This is a genomic window from Actinopolyspora mortivallis (assembly GCF_003001495.1).
GTDB lineage: Bacteria > Actinomycetota > Actinomycetes > Mycobacteriales > Pseudonocardiaceae > Actinopolyspora > Actinopolyspora mortivallis_A.
Genome location: NZ_PVSR01000007.1, coordinates 15357 through 29565, shown reverse-complemented (window position 1 = coordinate 29565; position 14209 = coordinate 15357). Strand labels below are relative to the sequence as shown.

The window sequence follows — 14209 nt, the reverse complement described above, 5'->3', positions numbered from 1 at the left end:
GACGCGTAGCGTGAGCGGGGTCGACTACTACGAGCTTCTCGGAGTGGCTCGGGACGCGTCGGCGGCGGAGATCAAGTCGGCCTACCGGTCGCTTGCTCGTGTCATGCATCCCGACGCCGGCGGGACCGCCGGTACTTTCCGGAATCTCCAGGAAGCCTACGAGACGCTCAGCGATCCGGACCGTCGTGCAGCCTACGACCGCGGGGAACTGGACGGGCGAGCACGGGAACCGGCGGGCGGCTCCGCGGCTTTTCGTCGACGAGGTTTCACACGCCGCACCCGCAGGGACTTCGGGGCCGATCCGCACTTCGTGCCTCCCACCCCGGAGGTCGATGTGGACCGGTTGCCGTGGTGGCACGCGGTGAACCCGAAACAACCGGTGCGCTACATCCCGCGCGCCTCCTACCGGGGAGGGGTGACGGCGAGTGTGGTCGGAGGGTGGGCACTGCTGTTGCCGGTGGTGTTGGTCAGCGAGGTCTGGCCGGTGCTGCTGGTGCTGTGGCTGATGCCGGCGATCGTGGTGGCCGGGGCCTACCGCTACGGACCCGAGTACCTGCCGGCCGCGGCCGAGGACCGCGCGTTCATCACGGAGTTCGGACGGTGCACCGTCTTCGGGGAACCGGCCGGGGTGCGGGGAGAACACGGGGAGAGGCTGACCGCGGAACTGCTGGACAAGTACCTGACCCGGTTACCGGGAGTCAAGATATTCCACGGGCTGTCCTGGCCCGGTTCGGTGTTCGCCGATATCGACCACGCGGTGCTCTGCGGCAGGAGACTGGTGCTCATCGAGTCCAAGATGTGGCTTCCGGGGCACTACACGGTCGACGCCGACGGCACGCTGCGCCGGAACGGGAGCGTTTTCCGCGGGGGAGGAACCCGGCTTCCCGAGGGGATCGCCGCCTACCGTGAGTTGCTGGAGGACATCGAGGTGGTGGGGGCACTGGTGCTGTACCCCAGCCGTGCGGGGGAGATCACCGCCAGTGAGGCGCCGGGAACCGTTCCCGCGCCGCCGATGACTCCCACGGGGTTCGTGACCGAGGTGGGCGGGTACCTGGCCGCGGACCCGGCCAGTGTGCACCGGGACGCCTTCCGTGCGGTGTTGTCCAGGGTGATCCCCTGAGCGTCCGTTCCGGACGGTGCCGCCGGAGGGGAGTTCACCGAGGGTTGCCGGGTACGTCCGGCCGGGTCTGCCACGGGTGGGGTCCCCCCAGGGGACGGAACTCGACACCGAAGGCCTCCAGTCGGGGCAGATGATACCTGCTCAGTCGCTGGTGGAAACGCGCGAACTCCCTCCGGGCCGGTTCGGACCAGGCCACCTCCGCGAGCGCGCACAGGCGCGGAAAAGCCGCGTAATCCACTCTGGACGGTGTATCCAGGTGCTCGGTCCACACCTGGGCCTGGGTGCCGAGAACACGGTGGGCGTTCTCAGCGGGAACCCCCCGTGGAACGGGTTCGTAGGAGTAGACGTCCTCGAGAGTGCTGAGAAAACCCACCGGAACCGGTTCCCGGGGGTCGTCGGACTGCCGGTGGTCCAGGTACACCGCCTGTTCGGGGCACATGACCGTGTCGTAGCCGGCCGTGGCGGCCCGGACGCCACCGTCTTCGCCGCGCCAGGAGGCGACGATGCTGCCGGCGGGAGGCTCCTCGCCGGCATCGAGGATCTCGTCCCAGCCCAGTGCTCGCCGCCCCCGCCCGTGCAGGTGGTCGATCATCCGTCGGAGGAACCACCCGTGCAGGCGCGCCGGTGCGGACAGTCCCAACGCGCGGCTCCGGGTCACGCACCTCCGGCTGTTCTCCCACTCGGTGGTGGGGACCTCGTCCCCGCCGACACAGATGACCTCGCCCGGAAACGTCGCGAGCACGTGGTCGAACACGCGTTTGAAGAAGTCCACGGTGGTTTCCTCCGCGTTGAGCACGTGCTCACTGACCCCCCAGGACGTCCAGACGTCCAGTTGCCTGTCCGGGTCGGTCCCCAGCCACGGGTAGGAGGCCAGGGCGGCCTGACAGTGGCCGGGCACGTCCACCTCCGGCACCACGGTGACGTGGTGTTCGGCCGCGTAGGAGACGATCTCGAGGAGATCCGCGGTGGTGTAGTACCCCCCGTGCGGGCGGGACAGGTGCCCGGCTCGTGGCCCCGCTCCGAGCTGGGACCCCTTCCGCCAGGCCCCGACCTCCGTCAGCCGGGGCAGTCCCGGTACCTCGATGCGCCACCCCTGGTCGTCGGTGAGGTGCAGGTGCAGCACGTTGAGCTTGTGCGCGGAGAGAAGCTCGACGAAACGGAGGATTTCGCGTTTGGGCAGGAAGTGGCGGGCCAGGTCCAGATGACAGCCCCGCCACGGAAAGCGGGGGGCGTCGGCGATCTCCCCACAGGGAATCCGCCACGGGCCGGCACCGACGGGGGAGCGGCGCCAGGCCGGGGGGCCGAGCAGCTGTCGCACCGTCTGTGCCGCGTGATGGGCACCCGCCGGGTCGTGGGCCAGCACCTCGATCCCCGCTGCGGAGATCTCCATCCGGTACCCCTCCCGGTGGGGCACGCGCTCCGGAGCGAGGCGGAAGACGATGTCTCCTTCCGCCGCCTCGCGGAGGGGAAGTCCGGTGGCGCGCCCCACGGTGTCCCGGAACCACCCCACCGTTCGAGGCTCTCCGGACAGCGTCGTTTCCTCCCGCAGGGTGAACACCCCGGACCTCGCTCGGATGTGCGCCGGACGCGGGACGACCGAGTCCAGTGCGGTGACGGGGGCGCTCATTCCTTCACCGCCCCGGCTATTCCGGACACCAGGTGACGTTGGACCAGGACGAAGAAGACCAGCACCGGAATCGTCATCAACGTGGAACCGGCCATGATCGCCCCCCAGTCGTTGCCGGTGGGTTTGAAGAACACGAGGACGGCCAACGGCAGGGTCTGGTTCTCGGTGGCCGAGATGATGAAGGTCTTGGCGAACAGGAAGTCGTTCCAGGCGTGGATGAACGACAGCACGCTCATCGCCACGAGTCCCGGAGCGACCAACGGGAAGAGCACCTGCCAGGTGAACCGGAACCTGCTCGCACCGTCCAGGGTCGCGGCCTCCTCGAGTTCGGCCGGCACGGCCGCGACGAACCCGCGCAACATCCAGATCGCGAACGGAAGGCTGAAGGCCAGGTGCACCAGCACCAGTGACCCCAGGTGGTTCAGCCCGAACCAGGGGGCCACCGATCCCACGGAGCGCATCAGGAAGAACAGCGGGATGGTCAGTGCCTCGACCGGAACCATCTGCGCGGTCAGGATCATCACCAGCAGCACCGTTCTGCCGCGGAAACGGAACCTGGTCAGGGCCACCGCCGCCAGGAAGGACACCACCAGGGAGACCACCACCACGACTCCGGCCACCAGGAGACTGTTCAGGAAGTAGCGGCCGAAGTCGTTCACGGTGAACACCCGACGGAAGTTCTCCAGGGTGGGCGACAGCGTCCACGGACGCGGATCGGTGGACTGGATCTGTCCGCGCGGTTTGAACGCGGTGAGCAGCATCCAGTAGAGCGGGAAGGCCACCACCGCGGCCACGAGCACCGTGGTGATCTCGGCCAGGGTCCGTCCAGGTCGCCTGAACAGTTGTTTCCTTCTCCGGCCCGTGGTGGGGGCGGTATGGGTCGCGGTCGTCATGCGTTTTCCCCGGTTCCTCGTTGCACGCGCAGGTAGATCACCGTGATCAGCAGCAACAGGGCGGTCATCACCACTCCGATGGCCGAGCCGAGTCCGTAGTTGGACCCGGCGAAGGCCTCCTGGTAGGCGTAGACGTTGAGCACCAGGTTCTGTCCCGCCACGCCACCGCCGTCGGTCATCACGTAGATCTGGGTGAATATCTTGAAGTCCCAGATGATCGACTGGATGGTGGCGATGACCAGCAGAGGACGCAGCATCGGCAGCAGCACGCTGCGTGCCGTACGCCAGGTGGAGGCCCCGTCCAGCGAGGCCGCCTCGACCATCTCCTCCGGTATCGCCTTGATGCCCGCGTACATGGTCACCATGACGAAGGGGAAGGAGCACCAGATCACTTCGCCCGCCACCAGGGCGAAGGCGACGAACCGGTCGTAGGTCCAGGAGAACCCTTCCATCCCCGTGAGGCCGATCCCGGTGAGCACCTCGTTGACCAGTCCGAAGTCCTGGTCGAACAGGAACAGCCAGACCGTGGACCCGGCCACGGCGGGGGTGGCCCACGCCCCCAGCGCGGCCAGGAACAGCAGGGCGCGCGGCAGCTGACGGACCCTGCTCGCCAACACGGCCAGGGTGATTCCGACGGCCAGGCTGCCCGCCACGCAGACCGCGGCGAATCCGCAGGTGTTGAGCAACACCATCCAGAACCGTGGGTCGTTCAGCAGTCGGGTGTAGTTCCCGAGGCCGAGGAACTCCAGGGGAGCTCCCCCACTGGCCTGTGCCTGCCCGTACTCGTACAGCGAGAGCTGGACGAGCTGGTAGAGGGGGTAGGCCATCACCGAGACCAGTACGATCCCGGCGGGGGCGAGGTACAGGGCGGCGATCCGCGCCTGTCCACGGTGCGCACGGCGACGGCGTACGGACCTCCCGGAGGGTTCTGGTGCGCCGTCCCGTTGTGGGGCGAGGGTCGACTGGGCGGTCATGGGCGGAACTCGTCTCCGAATCGTGGTGCTCTCAGTCCCGGAACGTGTCGTTCATGCGTCGGGCGGCTTCCGCCGTGGCGGAGTCGAGTTCACCCTCGGTGACGATGCGCTGCACCATGGTCGGCAGGATCTCCTGGGCGTCGATCTCGGACCACGCGGGTGTGGCCGGAACGAACCTGGTTCCCGCCTGCAGCGTCTCGACGAAGGGGCGCACCGTGGGGTCCTCCGAGGACACCTGGTTCTGCACGTCCTCGAAGGTGGGCAGGTATCCCATCGCCTCGTACATCTCACGCTGGTACTTCTTTCCCGCCAGTACCCGGATGAACTCCTCGGCCAGCGAGGACCGGTCCGAGGAACGCAGCACTCCCAGCAGGTTCCCTCCCGCGAAGGCGGGGGCGATCTCACCGGGTTCGGTGCCGGGCAGCGGAACGACGTCGTAGTGGTCGCCGGCCGCTCCCGCGTCCACGGCCGCCCGGTTGAAGTCTCCTCCGATGGTCATCGCCGCCTTGCCTCCGGCGAAGGCCTGCACGCTTTCCGTGCCGGTCAGCTGGGCGCACTGCTCCGGCGGGCAGACGTTGGGCTCCAGCAGCTCGGTGTAGGCCTCTATTCCCGCACGGGCGGCGGGTTCGTCGACGGCCGACTCCCACCTCGCGCCCTCACCGCGGGCGAGCTCGCCGTCGTGCGCCCAGATGAACGGCATCATCGCGTAGGTGTACTTGCCCCCGGTCGCGATGCCGTACATGTCAGGCCGTGCGGCCCGGACACGGCGTGCCTTCTCGGCGATCTCGCCGAGAGTGCGCGGGGGGTCGAGGTCGAGTTCCTCGAACACGTCCGTGCGGTAGTAGAGGGCGCGTACTCCGGTGAACCAGGGAACTCCGTAGGTCTTTCCGTCCGTGCGGGCCGTCTCCAGCACGGACTCGGAGAGGTCCTGCGCGGCCGGCCAGTTCCCGAGCATGGTGTCGAGTTCGGCCAGTCCTCCCGCGGCGACGTAGCTGGCCAGGTCGGTGTTGCCGAACTCGGCCACGTCGGGGGCACTGGAGGGGTCGTTGAAGGCTCCGGTGAACCGTTCGGAGCGGGTGTCCACGGCTATGTAGCGCACGTCGACGGTGACGTCCTCGTGCTCGCCCTCGAACTCACGTACCGCCGCGTTCACCACGTCTTCCTTGGGGTCGCGGTTGGCCTCGTCGAACAGCCACACGCGCAGGGTCCCGGTGCTTTTGTCCTCTCCGGACGCTCCCTGGTCCACCTGTGGCGGGCCACAACCGGCCAGCAGTGCCCCGGCCACGACCACGGCTGCTGTCTTCCAGAACCGCATGACACCTCCGTTGCTTGGAGTGCAACATTCGTTCTGTTCTGTGCAATGTGCTTGATGCTAGGCCGGGCGTGGAACGGACACAAGGTCTAGACCGGTGGCGACTGCGAGCGCCCGGAACGGTGAGAGTTACGGCGGCGTTCCGGGAGCGGGAGTTCCCCGGAAGAAGCGGCAACGGGACCGTGGTTCCGTGCCGGGGCGCGGAACCACGGGCGGTACGGGTGGGTGGGCGGAGCGCTCCGCGAGGACGTGCTTTCGGCCCCTGCCTCAGGGTTGGAAAGCCAGCACGGCGGCTCCGGCGACCTCGGCACTGTCGATCAGCGCTCCCAGCTCCCCGGTCACCGTGTTCCGGGCCAGGCGGGTGACGGTGCCGGAGTTCTGGTTGGCCACGTACATCCAGCGTTGTCCGGGATCCAACGTGCAGTGTCGCGGCCACTCACCCCCGGTGGGAACACTGTCCACGAGACGGAGGCGGGCACCGTGTTCGGAAAGGGCGAACACGGCCACCGTGTCATCCCCTCGGTTGGTGACGTAGCAGGTACGTCCCGGCCGGTCCACCACGACCTCGGCGGGATAGTTCTCCCCCGTGGCTCCCTCCGGCCGGGTGTCGAGGGTGGCACCGGCGGTGAACACCCCCGTGGCGGCGTGCCAGTCCAGTACCGTCACCGTGCTGGCCAGCTCGTTGACCAGATAGGCGTGTCGGCCACTCGGATGGAAGGCCAGGTGTCTGGGGCCGTTGCCGGAAGCCACCGAGAGTCGGCTGTTGTGGTGCAGTGTTCCGCTCGAGAGGTCCAGACGGTAGGTGTGGACGGCGTCGGCGCCGAGGTCCACGGCGACGACCCATCGACCGCTCGGATCGACGATCACCTGGTGAGCCCTGGGGGGACGTTCGGGCGAGGTGTGCTGGACCAGGTCGGTGAGCTCCCCGACGCCTCCGTCCTGCCGGAGACGGTGGACGACCACCGTGCCGTCGGTGTAGTTGGCCGTCAACAGAAAACGTCCCGTCGGGTGCACGCTCAGGTGGGTGGGGCCCGCTCCTTCGGTGGAACGGGTGTTGAGCGGTCGTGGATGGTGGGGATCGACGAGGCTCAACGCCGTGACGGAGCCGTTCGGCACGAGTTCGTTGGTCGTGTAGAGCACCTGCCCGTCCGGGGAGAAGGCCAGCCAGGAGGCGTCGGGAACCCCGGGAACCGCCCGACGCGGGGTCAGTCTTCCGGAGAGAGTGTCGTGGCAGGCGACCTCGAACCCCTCTCCGGGTGGGGTGGTCCATCCGAAACTGCCGAGATAGGCGGCCCGCAGGTGTCCGTCCTGCCGGGCGTGGGCCGGGGACGAGCCCAGTGCGGTGAGCACTCCCGCGCTGCCGAGGGCGGAGAGGAAGAAACGACGAGTGGCGGCAGGGGACACGTGGCCTCCTCGGAGTCCTCCGCGTGCGGCCCGTGCAGGGCGCGACACGGTGTCGGTTGATCTCGTGCGGGGTAGTGTGCCGTATGTCGCCCAGCTGGACTAGACCAAAATTCGACGAATCGTCTCCGCCGGAACGGCAGGATCGAGATCAGAAGAAGGTGCGCACCAGGTCCACGACCTCGTCGTCCTCGACGACGGGGATGAGCGGCCACTTGTCGAACACCGTGCAGGGATGGGAGAGCCCGCACTCCATCCACTGGCCGATCTCGACACCCGAGTCGGCAGGCAGGGCCACGAAGGCGTGCTGGTCGGCCAGTTCGGTCACCCGACAGTCCCGCAGGGGGAACTCGCCCTCGGCGGTGCGCAGTCGGTGGGGCTGTGGGAGGTCCTGGTCGAAGGAGGCGTCCCGCCGGCCGAGGGTCAGCAGAGCCAGTTGGGGTTCGGGACGGGAGGTCACCTGTGCCAGTATCCGGAGCGCGGGACGGAACGGTTCCTCGGGGCCGGCCAGACGGTGAGCACGGCCGAAGGGGGACATGGCCCGGTAGAGACCGTGGTCGTGCGTGACGTAGGAGCCACTGCGGAGCACGGCGAGTACGGGTCTGTCCAGTCCCCACGAGGCGGTGAGCGCTTCGGCCACCTGGTCGAAGTAGGAACTTCCTCCGGCGGTGACGACGATCTCCTCGGTCTCGTCGAACAGCCCCGCCCGAGCGATCCGTTCGACCGTTTCGCGCATCGTGCTCAGGTAGCGGTCCACCGCGGCGAGCCCGCTGTCGCTGAGATCGTGGGCGAGTGCTCCCTCGTAGCCGCTCACGCCGACCAGCCGCAGATGAGGGCTGTCACGGGCCGCTCGCGCGACCTCCAGGGCCTGCTCGACTCCGCGCACTCCGGTGCGTCCGCCGGCGCCGCCGACCTCGACCAACACGTCCACCGGCACGCGGCATTCCACGGCGGACAGATGCTCGGTCATGATCCGCACGTTCTCCGGCGAGTCCACCCAACACCCGAAGCGGAACTCCGGATCCCTGCCGAGTTCCTCCGCGACCCAGGTCAGTCCGCTCGGATCCACCAGCTGGTTGGCCAGCAGGACACGGCTGACCCCGAAGGCCCGGTACACCCGTAGTTGACTCGTGTTCGCCGCGGTCAGCCCCCACGCGCCGTGATCGAGTTGGCGTTGGAAGAGCTGGGGAGCCATGGTCGTCTTGCCGTGCGGGCACAGCAGCACCCCGTTGCGCGCGCACCACTCGGCCATCGTCCGCAGGTTGTGGTCCAGGGCCGCTCGGTCGAGCAGCAGCAACGGTCCCACGAAACCGCTGGTGTGCAGAGTCGGGCGTTTCTCGAGGAACTGTTCGATCGTGCTCCCGAACGATTCGGGAGGCATTCCCTTGAACCGCCAGTCGATCCGTTCCCGTCGCAGTTCGCGTACCGCCGTGCGGTTCATGGTCGCCGCCCGCACCGACCCTCCAATTGCATGTCTCGCAATGGATATTGCATATATTGCTAGTATGCTGTCTAGCACGTCGCCGTGGGGGCGTCAACGCGCCGAACACCGCGGCCGGAAGGAGGGATCACCGGGATCTCCGGTGGGACTCCGGTCGGCAGGAACCGGAAGGGAGGGGAATGAGTCAGAGTCTGCAACGGGGACTCGCGTTGCTGAACGCCCTGGCGGACGGCGCGCGGACTCTCGACCAGCTCGCCGAGACGGTGGGGGTGCACAAGTCCACCGCGATGCGTCTGCTGCGTTCCCTGGAGGGCGAGGGTTTCGTGCACCGGCCGGACTCCCATCGGTACAAGCTGGGCAGTGCGCTGTTCGACCTCGCCAACCGAGCCCTGGACGACGTCGAGGTGCGCGAGGTCGCCCGTGAGCACCTGCGTGAACTCGGGAACCGTACCGGCCACACGGTGCATCTGGCCGTCCGGGAACGGGACCAGGTGGTCTACGTGGACAAGGTGGACAGCACACGTCCTGTGCGGATGTACTCCCGGATAGGGGCGCGTGCGCCACTGCACTGCACGGCGGTCGGCAAGATCCTGATGGCCGGGGTGCCGGAGGAGTCCAGACGGGAGTTCGTGGCCGCCCTGGACCGTCCGGCCCTGACCACCCACACCCTCACCGACGAGCGAACGCTGTTGGAGGAGGTGCGTCGTGCCGCCGACGAGAACTGTGCCCTCGATCGTGGTGAGCACGAGGAGTTCGTGCACTGCCTCGCCTCCGGGGTCCGGGACACGCGGGGAACGATCGTCGCGGCCGTCTCCCTCTCGGCGCCGAAGGTGCTGCTGGACTTCGACGACCTGCTCGGCTGGCGTGACGAGGTGATCGCGACCTGCGAACGGATCTCGGCCGAGCTCGGTTGGCGCAGCGAGTGATCCGCGGAAGGAGAAACACATGTCCAGAAGTGTCGTGACCACCCAGGCGGCCCCACGGCCCCCGGCAGGGGTTCCCCTGTCCCAGGGAGTGCGCAAGGGCAACCTGGTTCAGGTGTCCGGGCAGACGGGAGTCGACCCCGCCACCGGAGAACCCGTCTCCGATTCCGTCGCGGAACAGACCGAGCGGGCGTTGCGCAACGTCCTCGCCGTCCTCGAGGAGGCCGGGGCCGGTGTCGAGGACGTCCTCATGCTGCGGGTCTATCTCACCGACGTGACACATTTCTCGGAGATGAACGAAACCTACGCACGGGTGGTCGGGGAGCCCTACCCGGCGCGGACCACCGTCTACGTCGGACTACCTCCCGGCCTGTTGGTGGAGGTCGACGCCCTGGCCGCCCTCGACGGGTGACCGCGGAACACGGTGCCCCTCCCGGTCGGTACGGGCCGGGGGCGGGGTGCCGTTCTCTCATCCTCCGCTCAGGTTCGTGCGGCAGACTCCCTCCCGATGAGGCAGGAACGCGCAGCAGGTCGGACGGAACGTGGGACCGAGTGTCCACGGGGGGCGCTCGCCGCTTCCCGACGGATGTTCGGACGGGTCCGGTCGGGGAAACGTCCCTGGCGTGCCAGGGACACCCTGTTGGGCCTGTTCGCGGGCGCGGTCACCGTGTTGTTCCTCGGACACGGTCTGGTGCCGAACCCGCTGGGGATCGGCACCCTGCTGGACAGTGTCATCCCCTGGTTGGGGGTGCTGCCCGTGCTGGCCCTCGTTCCCGCCTTGCTCGGACGGTGTCGGGCCACCGGGCTGCTGCTCGTGCCCGTGCTCGTGTGGGCGCTGGTCTTCGGACGTTCGCTCCCGGCCGACGGAGCATCCGGTGAGGGGCACCTGGAGGTCGTGACGCAGAACCTCTACGCCGACAACCGGGAACCGGAGGTGACCCTGCGCCAGCTGGCCCGGACGGGTTCGGACCTGGTCGGTCTGCAGGAAGTCACCAACGGTGACCGTGAGGAGGTCGCCGAGATACTCGGCTCGGAGTACCCCCACCACGCGAGCGTGGGGACCGTGGGACTGTGGAGCCGTTACCCGCTCTCGGAGGTCCGTACGGTCGACCTCGGGCTGGGGTGGGCCCGCGCCCTGCGAGCCACTGTGCGCGCTCCCGAGGGGGTGACCGCCGTGTACACGGTCCACCTTCCCTCACTACGTCCCGACCTGGTCGAACGGCGCAATCGTGCGCTGGAGCGGTTGGCCGAAGCCGTGCGCGGGGAGGGGATCCGCAGGGTGGTGCTGCTCGGTGACCTCAACACCGCCGGTACGGATCGTGCCCTGGACACGCTCACCGGGGTTCTTCCCGCACGGGCGTCCGCGGCCACCAGCGGGTTCGGTTTCACCTGGCCGGCGGGTTTCCCCGTGGTTCGTCTCGACCACGTGCTCGCACGCGCGATGCGTCCCGTCACCTCCGAGGTGCTCGACACCTCGGGCAGCGACCACCGCGCGGTGCGGACCACCCTGACCTACTGACCCGTCCCGTTCCGGGGCCGTCGCGGTGAGGTCAGTGTACCGGGCCCGTGTACTTCTCCCCGGGGCCCTGGCCCGGCGGGTCCGGCTCGGCCGAAGCCTCGCGGAAGGCCCGTTGCAGGGTCTGCAACCCGTCCCTCATGGCTCCCGCGTGCGGACCGAGATACTCCACGGACGACGTGATCAGTCCGGCCAGGGCGGTGATCAGGCGGCGGGCCTCGTCCAGATCCCGTACGGGGGCCGTGTCGGGGTCCTCCTCGGCGAGCCCGAGTTTCTCCGCGGCCGCCGACATCAGCATCACACCGGCGCGGCTGATCACCTCCACGCTCGGAACACTGGCCAGCTCGCGGACGTTGTCCGTATTACCCGTGGTGTCGAGGCTGTCCCCTCCGGGGCCGTCGAACGTCCGGTCGGCGGGTTCGGGGGACTCGGTTGGCTGCGGCTCGGTCACACCTGTTACTCTTGCACGTGCGCAACGCCCCCGATCCCTCGGGGGCGGGAAAGTGGAGCCCCGCTCCCACCCGCGTGGCCGAGCCACAGGCTGCCGGGTCCCGATCCCGCCGTCGACGTCGTTCGACGGCGGATTGAAGCGGTATGGCATACCGGTTCGATCGGTTGGAGTATGAGGGTCCCGTGGAGCCTGTGAGGGTTCTTCGCGGGGCGGCTGCATTGCTCTAGGGGCGAGCTTCACGCCGCGGTGCAGCAGAGGTACGCCATCGAACCGAGGAGGCCCCATCAGCTCCGAGACGCGCATCAACGACCGTATCCGTGTTCCCGAGGTCCGACTCGTGGGACCCAACGGTGAACAGGTCGGTATCGTCCGTATCGAGGACGCACTCCGGCTCGCCGAGGAAGCGGATCTGGATCTCGTCGAGGTCGCTCCGCAGGCGCGCCCGCCGGTGTGCAAACTCATGGACTACGGCAAGTTCAAGTACGAGAGTGCGCAGAAGGCTCGTGAGTCGCGCCGCAATCAGCAGCAGACCGTCATCAAGGAGCAGAAGCTCCGCCCGAAGATCGATCCGCACGACTACGAGACCAAGAAGGGTCACGTGTCGCGGTTCCTCGGGCAGGGCCACAAGGTCAAGGTGACGATCATGTTCCGTGGCCGTGAGCAGTCGCGTCCCGAACTGGGTTTCCGGCTGCTGGAGCGACTGGCCGAGGATGTCTCCGAGAAGGGCTTCATCGAGGCCAAACCCAAGCAGGACGGCCGCAACATGACCATGGTGCTGGCGCCGCACAAGACCGGTAAGGGCAACAAGAGCAAGGCGAACGCGTCATAACCGTCGAGCGGAATCGGGATCGACAGCGGTCGTCTACCCGGCTGTAACCGCACCCCGAACGCAGGCCGGGCGGGATTCCTCCGGGGATTCTGCCCGGCGTTCGTACGAAAAGAGGACGAAAATGCCGAAGAACAAGACGCACAGCGGTTCCGCCAAGCGGTTCAAGGTCACCGGCTCCGGAAAGCTGCGGCACGAGCGTGCCGGCCGTAGGCACATCCTCGAGAAGAAGTCCAGCAAGCTGAAGCGTCGTCTGGAGGGCACCGCGGAGGTCTCCCAGAACGACAAGAGGCAGGTCAACAAGCTGCTGGGTCGCTGAGAAGGCCCCGCCGCGGCCCGCACCGGTGACCGGGTGGCACCCACCGCGTGTCCCCGGAAGCCCTGACAGCCCTATCAGCCGGGGCGGAACACCGCCCCCAGTACGATCGACAGGACGGAACCAATGGCACGCGCCAAGCGAGCGGTGAACGCTCAGAAGAAGCGTCGGAAGATTCTCGAGTCGGCGAAGGGGTACCGCGGGCAGCGTTCTCGGCTCTACCGCAAGGCCAAGGAGCAGATGCTGCACTCGCAGGTCTACTCCTACCGGGACCGCCGTGCCCGCAAGGGCGACTTCCGCAAGCTCTGGATCATGCGCATCAACGCGGCCAGCAGGCAGAACGGTCTCAGCTACAACAGGTTCATGCAGGGACTGAAGGCCGCCGACATCGAGGTGGACCGCAAGATGCTCGCCGAGCTGGCGGTCAACGATCCGCAGGCCTTCACCGCACTGTGCGACAAGGCCCGGAACAGCCTCGCCGAAGGCGCGGCCTGATTTCCGCTCGTGCGAGTACCCGACGGAGCGGTGTGGTGACCGGAGAGCCGATGTCGTGCCCCCAGCAGGAGCGGGCTCCGCTGACGGAGCGTTCCTCCAGGGTGAGCGCTGCTCGTAAGCTCACTCGCCGTTCCGGTCGGGAACGTGCCGGAATGTTCCTGGCCGAAGGGCCGATGGCCGTCGTGGAGGCCCTGGAGGCCGAGTCCGAGGGCCGATCCGGTCCGGGAATGTCCGGCGGAGTACGGGAGGTGTTCGCCACTCCCGAGGGGGCACGGCGTTGTCCCGAGCTGGCGGAGCGCTGCGCCGCCGCGGGAGTGGCCCTGCGCCCTGTGACGGAGCGGGCCGCCGCCACACTGTCGGAGACGGTCACTCCGCAGGGGTTGGTCGCCGTGTGTGACCTGCCTCGCTCCTCCGTGGAGGAGGTGCTGGCGAATCGGCCCCGCACGGTCGCCGTACTGCTGAACGTCGCGGACCCGGGCAACGCGGGAACCGTGGTGCGTGTCGCCGACGCCGCGGGTGCCGGGGCCGTCCTGTTCGCGGGGGACACCGTCGATCCGTACAACGGAAAGGCGGTTCGCGCCTCCACCGGAAGTGTCTTTCACCTCCCCCTGGTCCGGGAACGGAACGTGGAGTCCGTGTTCAGCGCCTGCCGCGCGGCCGGACTCCGACTGGTCGGCGCCGAGGGCGGGGCGGACGAGGATCTGCACACCGCCGAGCGACGGGGGGAGCTGGACACGCCCACCGCCTGGGTCTTCGGCAGCGAGGCTCACGGCCTCGGGGAACACGCCGGGGAGGTGGACCTCACGGTGCGCGTGCCGATCTACGGACGTGCCGAGAGTCTCAACCTGGCCACGGCGGCGGCCGTCTGCCTGTACACCTCGGCACGACGTGCGCGGTGAGCGTGGTTTCGGTGA

At 68.3% G+C, this 14209-nt stretch carries 15 protein-coding genes; 8 read left to right on the top strand and 7 right to left on the bottom strand.

Annotated elements, in window-relative coordinates; all coding sequences use genetic code 11:
• Positions 1 to 10: 10 nt before the first annotated feature.
• A complete protein-coding gene (locus tag CEP50_RS07245) occupies positions 11 to 1120 on the top strand; it encodes a J domain-containing protein (RefSeq protein ID WP_106113164.1) in 1110 nt (369 codons plus the stop codon).
• Between the two features lie 34 nt (positions 1121 to 1154).
• Here CEP50_RS07245 and CEP50_RS07240 read toward each other — a convergent pair whose 3' ends face one another.
• The 6 genes from CEP50_RS07240 to CEP50_RS07215 form a co-directional block, all read right to left on the bottom strand.
• Positions 1155 to 2747, bottom strand: coding sequence for a beta-N-acetylhexosaminidase (locus tag CEP50_RS07240; protein WP_106113163.1), 1593 nt, complete (start codon positions 2745 to 2747; stop codon positions 1155 to 1157).
• Positions 2744 to 3640, bottom strand: a complete 897-nt coding sequence (locus CEP50_RS07235; RefSeq protein WP_106113162.1) for a carbohydrate ABC transporter permease — start codon at positions 3638 to 3640, stop codon at positions 2744 to 2746. Before CEP50_RS07235 ends, CEP50_RS07240 begins: the two co-directional genes overlap by 4 nt.
• A complete protein-coding gene (locus tag CEP50_RS07230; RefSeq protein WP_106113161.1) occupies positions 3637 to 4614 on the bottom strand; it encodes a carbohydrate ABC transporter permease in 978 nt (325 codons plus the stop codon). The genes CEP50_RS07235 and CEP50_RS07230 overlap by 4 nt, the downstream gene beginning before the upstream one ends.
• 31 nt (positions 4615 to 4645) lie before the next feature.
• Positions 4646 to 5929 carry an extracellular solute-binding protein gene (locus CEP50_RS07225; RefSeq protein WP_106113160.1) on the bottom strand — a complete coding sequence of 428 codons (1284 nt, stop codon included), beginning with the start codon at positions 5927 to 5929 and terminating at the stop codon, positions 4646 to 4648.
• A 264-nt stretch (positions 5930 to 6193) separates the two neighbouring features.
• Positions 6194 to 7330 (bottom strand): lactonase family protein, encoded by a 1137-nt coding sequence (locus CEP50_RS07220; protein ID WP_106113159.1) that lies wholly within the window; start codon positions 7328 to 7330, stop codon positions 6194 to 6196.
• A gap of 148 nt (positions 7331 to 7478) precedes the next feature.
• Positions 7479 to 8783, bottom strand: coding sequence for an amino acid deaminase (locus CEP50_RS07215; RefSeq protein WP_106113158.1), 1305 nt, complete (start codon positions 8781 to 8783; stop codon positions 7479 to 7481).
• Positions 8784 to 8947: 164 nt separating this feature from the next.
• Here CEP50_RS07215 and CEP50_RS07210 point away from each other — a divergent pair, with 164 nt between their 5' ends.
• The 3 genes from CEP50_RS07210 to CEP50_RS07200 all read left to right on the top strand — a co-directional run bounded on the left by CEP50_RS07210 (position 8948) and on the right by CEP50_RS07200 (position 11210).
• On the top strand, positions 8948 to 9694 hold the full coding sequence (locus tag CEP50_RS07210) for an IclR family transcriptional regulator (protein ID WP_106113157.1): 747 nt from the start codon (positions 8948 to 8950) through the stop codon (positions 9692 to 9694).
• A 19-nt stretch (positions 9695 to 9713) separates the two neighbouring features.
• Positions 9714 to 10103 carry a RidA family protein gene (locus CEP50_RS07205; protein WP_106113156.1) on the top strand — a complete coding sequence of 130 codons (390 nt, stop codon included), beginning with the start codon at positions 9714 to 9716 and terminating at the stop codon, positions 10101 to 10103.
• A gap of 228 nt (positions 10104 to 10331) precedes the next feature.
• Complete coding sequence (locus CEP50_RS07200) at positions 10332 to 11210, top strand: endonuclease/exonuclease/phosphatase family protein (RefSeq protein ID WP_258174975.1); 879 nt, start codon at positions 10332 to 10334, stop codon at positions 11208 to 11210.
• A 31-nt stretch (positions 11211 to 11241) separates the two neighbouring features.
• Here the strand turns inward: CEP50_RS07200 and CEP50_RS07195 are convergent, their stop codons facing one another.
• A complete protein-coding gene (locus CEP50_RS07195; protein ID WP_181188252.1) occupies positions 11242 to 11658 on the bottom strand; it encodes a DUF1844 domain-containing protein in 417 nt (138 codons plus the stop codon).
• 217 nt (positions 11659 to 11875) lie between these two features.
• Here CEP50_RS07195 and infC point away from each other — a divergent pair, with 217 nt between their 5' ends.
• The 4 genes from infC (at position 11876) to CEP50_RS07175 (ending at position 14194) form a co-directional block, all read left to right on the top strand.
• Positions 11876 to 12487 (top strand): translation initiation factor IF-3, encoded by a 612-nt coding sequence (infC, locus tag CEP50_RS07190; protein WP_084792096.1) that lies wholly within the window; start codon positions 11876 to 11878, stop codon positions 12485 to 12487.
• Between the two features lie 121 nt (positions 12488 to 12608).
• Positions 12609 to 12803, top strand: a complete 195-nt coding sequence (gene rpmI, locus CEP50_RS07185; RefSeq protein WP_019854195.1) for a 50S ribosomal protein L35 — start codon at positions 12609 to 12611, stop codon at positions 12801 to 12803.
• Positions 12804 to 12926: 123 nt separating this feature from the next.
• On the top strand, positions 12927 to 13295 hold the full coding sequence (rplT, locus tag CEP50_RS07180) for a 50S ribosomal protein L20 (protein WP_106113154.1): 369 nt from the start codon (positions 12927 to 12929) through the stop codon (positions 13293 to 13295).
• 50 nt (positions 13296 to 13345) lie between these two features.
• A complete protein-coding gene (locus tag CEP50_RS07175) occupies positions 13346 to 14194 on the top strand; it encodes a TrmH family RNA methyltransferase (protein ID WP_181188263.1) in 849 nt (282 codons plus the stop codon).
• Positions 14195 to 14209 lie beyond the last annotated feature (15 nt).

Excerpts from the sequence above, each read along its gene's own strand:
- CEP50_RS07240 (WP_106113163.1), bottom strand. The coding sequence starts at position 2,747 with ATGAGCGCCCCCGTCACCGCACTGGACTCGGTCGTCCCGCGTCCGGCG.
- CEP50_RS07235 (WP_106113162.1), bottom strand. The coding sequence starts at position 3,640 with ATGACGACCGCGACCCATACCGCCCCCACCACGGGCCGGAGAAGGAAA.
- CEP50_RS07230 (WP_106113161.1), bottom strand. The coding sequence starts at position 4,614 with ATGACCGCCCAGTCGACCCTCGCCCCACAACGGGACGGCGCACCAGAA.
- CEP50_RS07225 (WP_106113160.1), bottom strand. The coding sequence starts at position 5,929 with ATGCGGTTCTGGAAGACAGCAGCCGTGGTCGTGGCCGGGGCACTGCTG.
- CEP50_RS07210 (WP_106113157.1), top strand. The coding sequence starts at position 8,948 with ATGAGTCAGAGTCTGCAACGGGGACTCGCGTTGCTGAACGCCCTGGCG.
- CEP50_RS07205 (WP_106113156.1), top strand. The coding sequence starts at position 9,714 with ATGTCCAGAAGTGTCGTGACCACCCAGGCGGCCCCACGGCCCCCGGCA.
- rpmI (WP_019854195.1), top strand. The coding sequence starts at position 12,609 with ATGCCGAAGAACAAGACGCACAGCGGTTCCGCCAAGCGGTTCAAGGTC.
- rplT (WP_106113154.1), top strand. The coding sequence starts at position 12,927 with ATGGCACGCGCCAAGCGAGCGGTGAACGCTCAGAAGAAGCGTCGGAAG.
- CEP50_RS07175 (WP_181188263.1), top strand. The coding sequence starts at position 13,346 with ATGTCGTGCCCCCAGCAGGAGCGGGCTCCGCTGACGGAGCGTTCCTCC.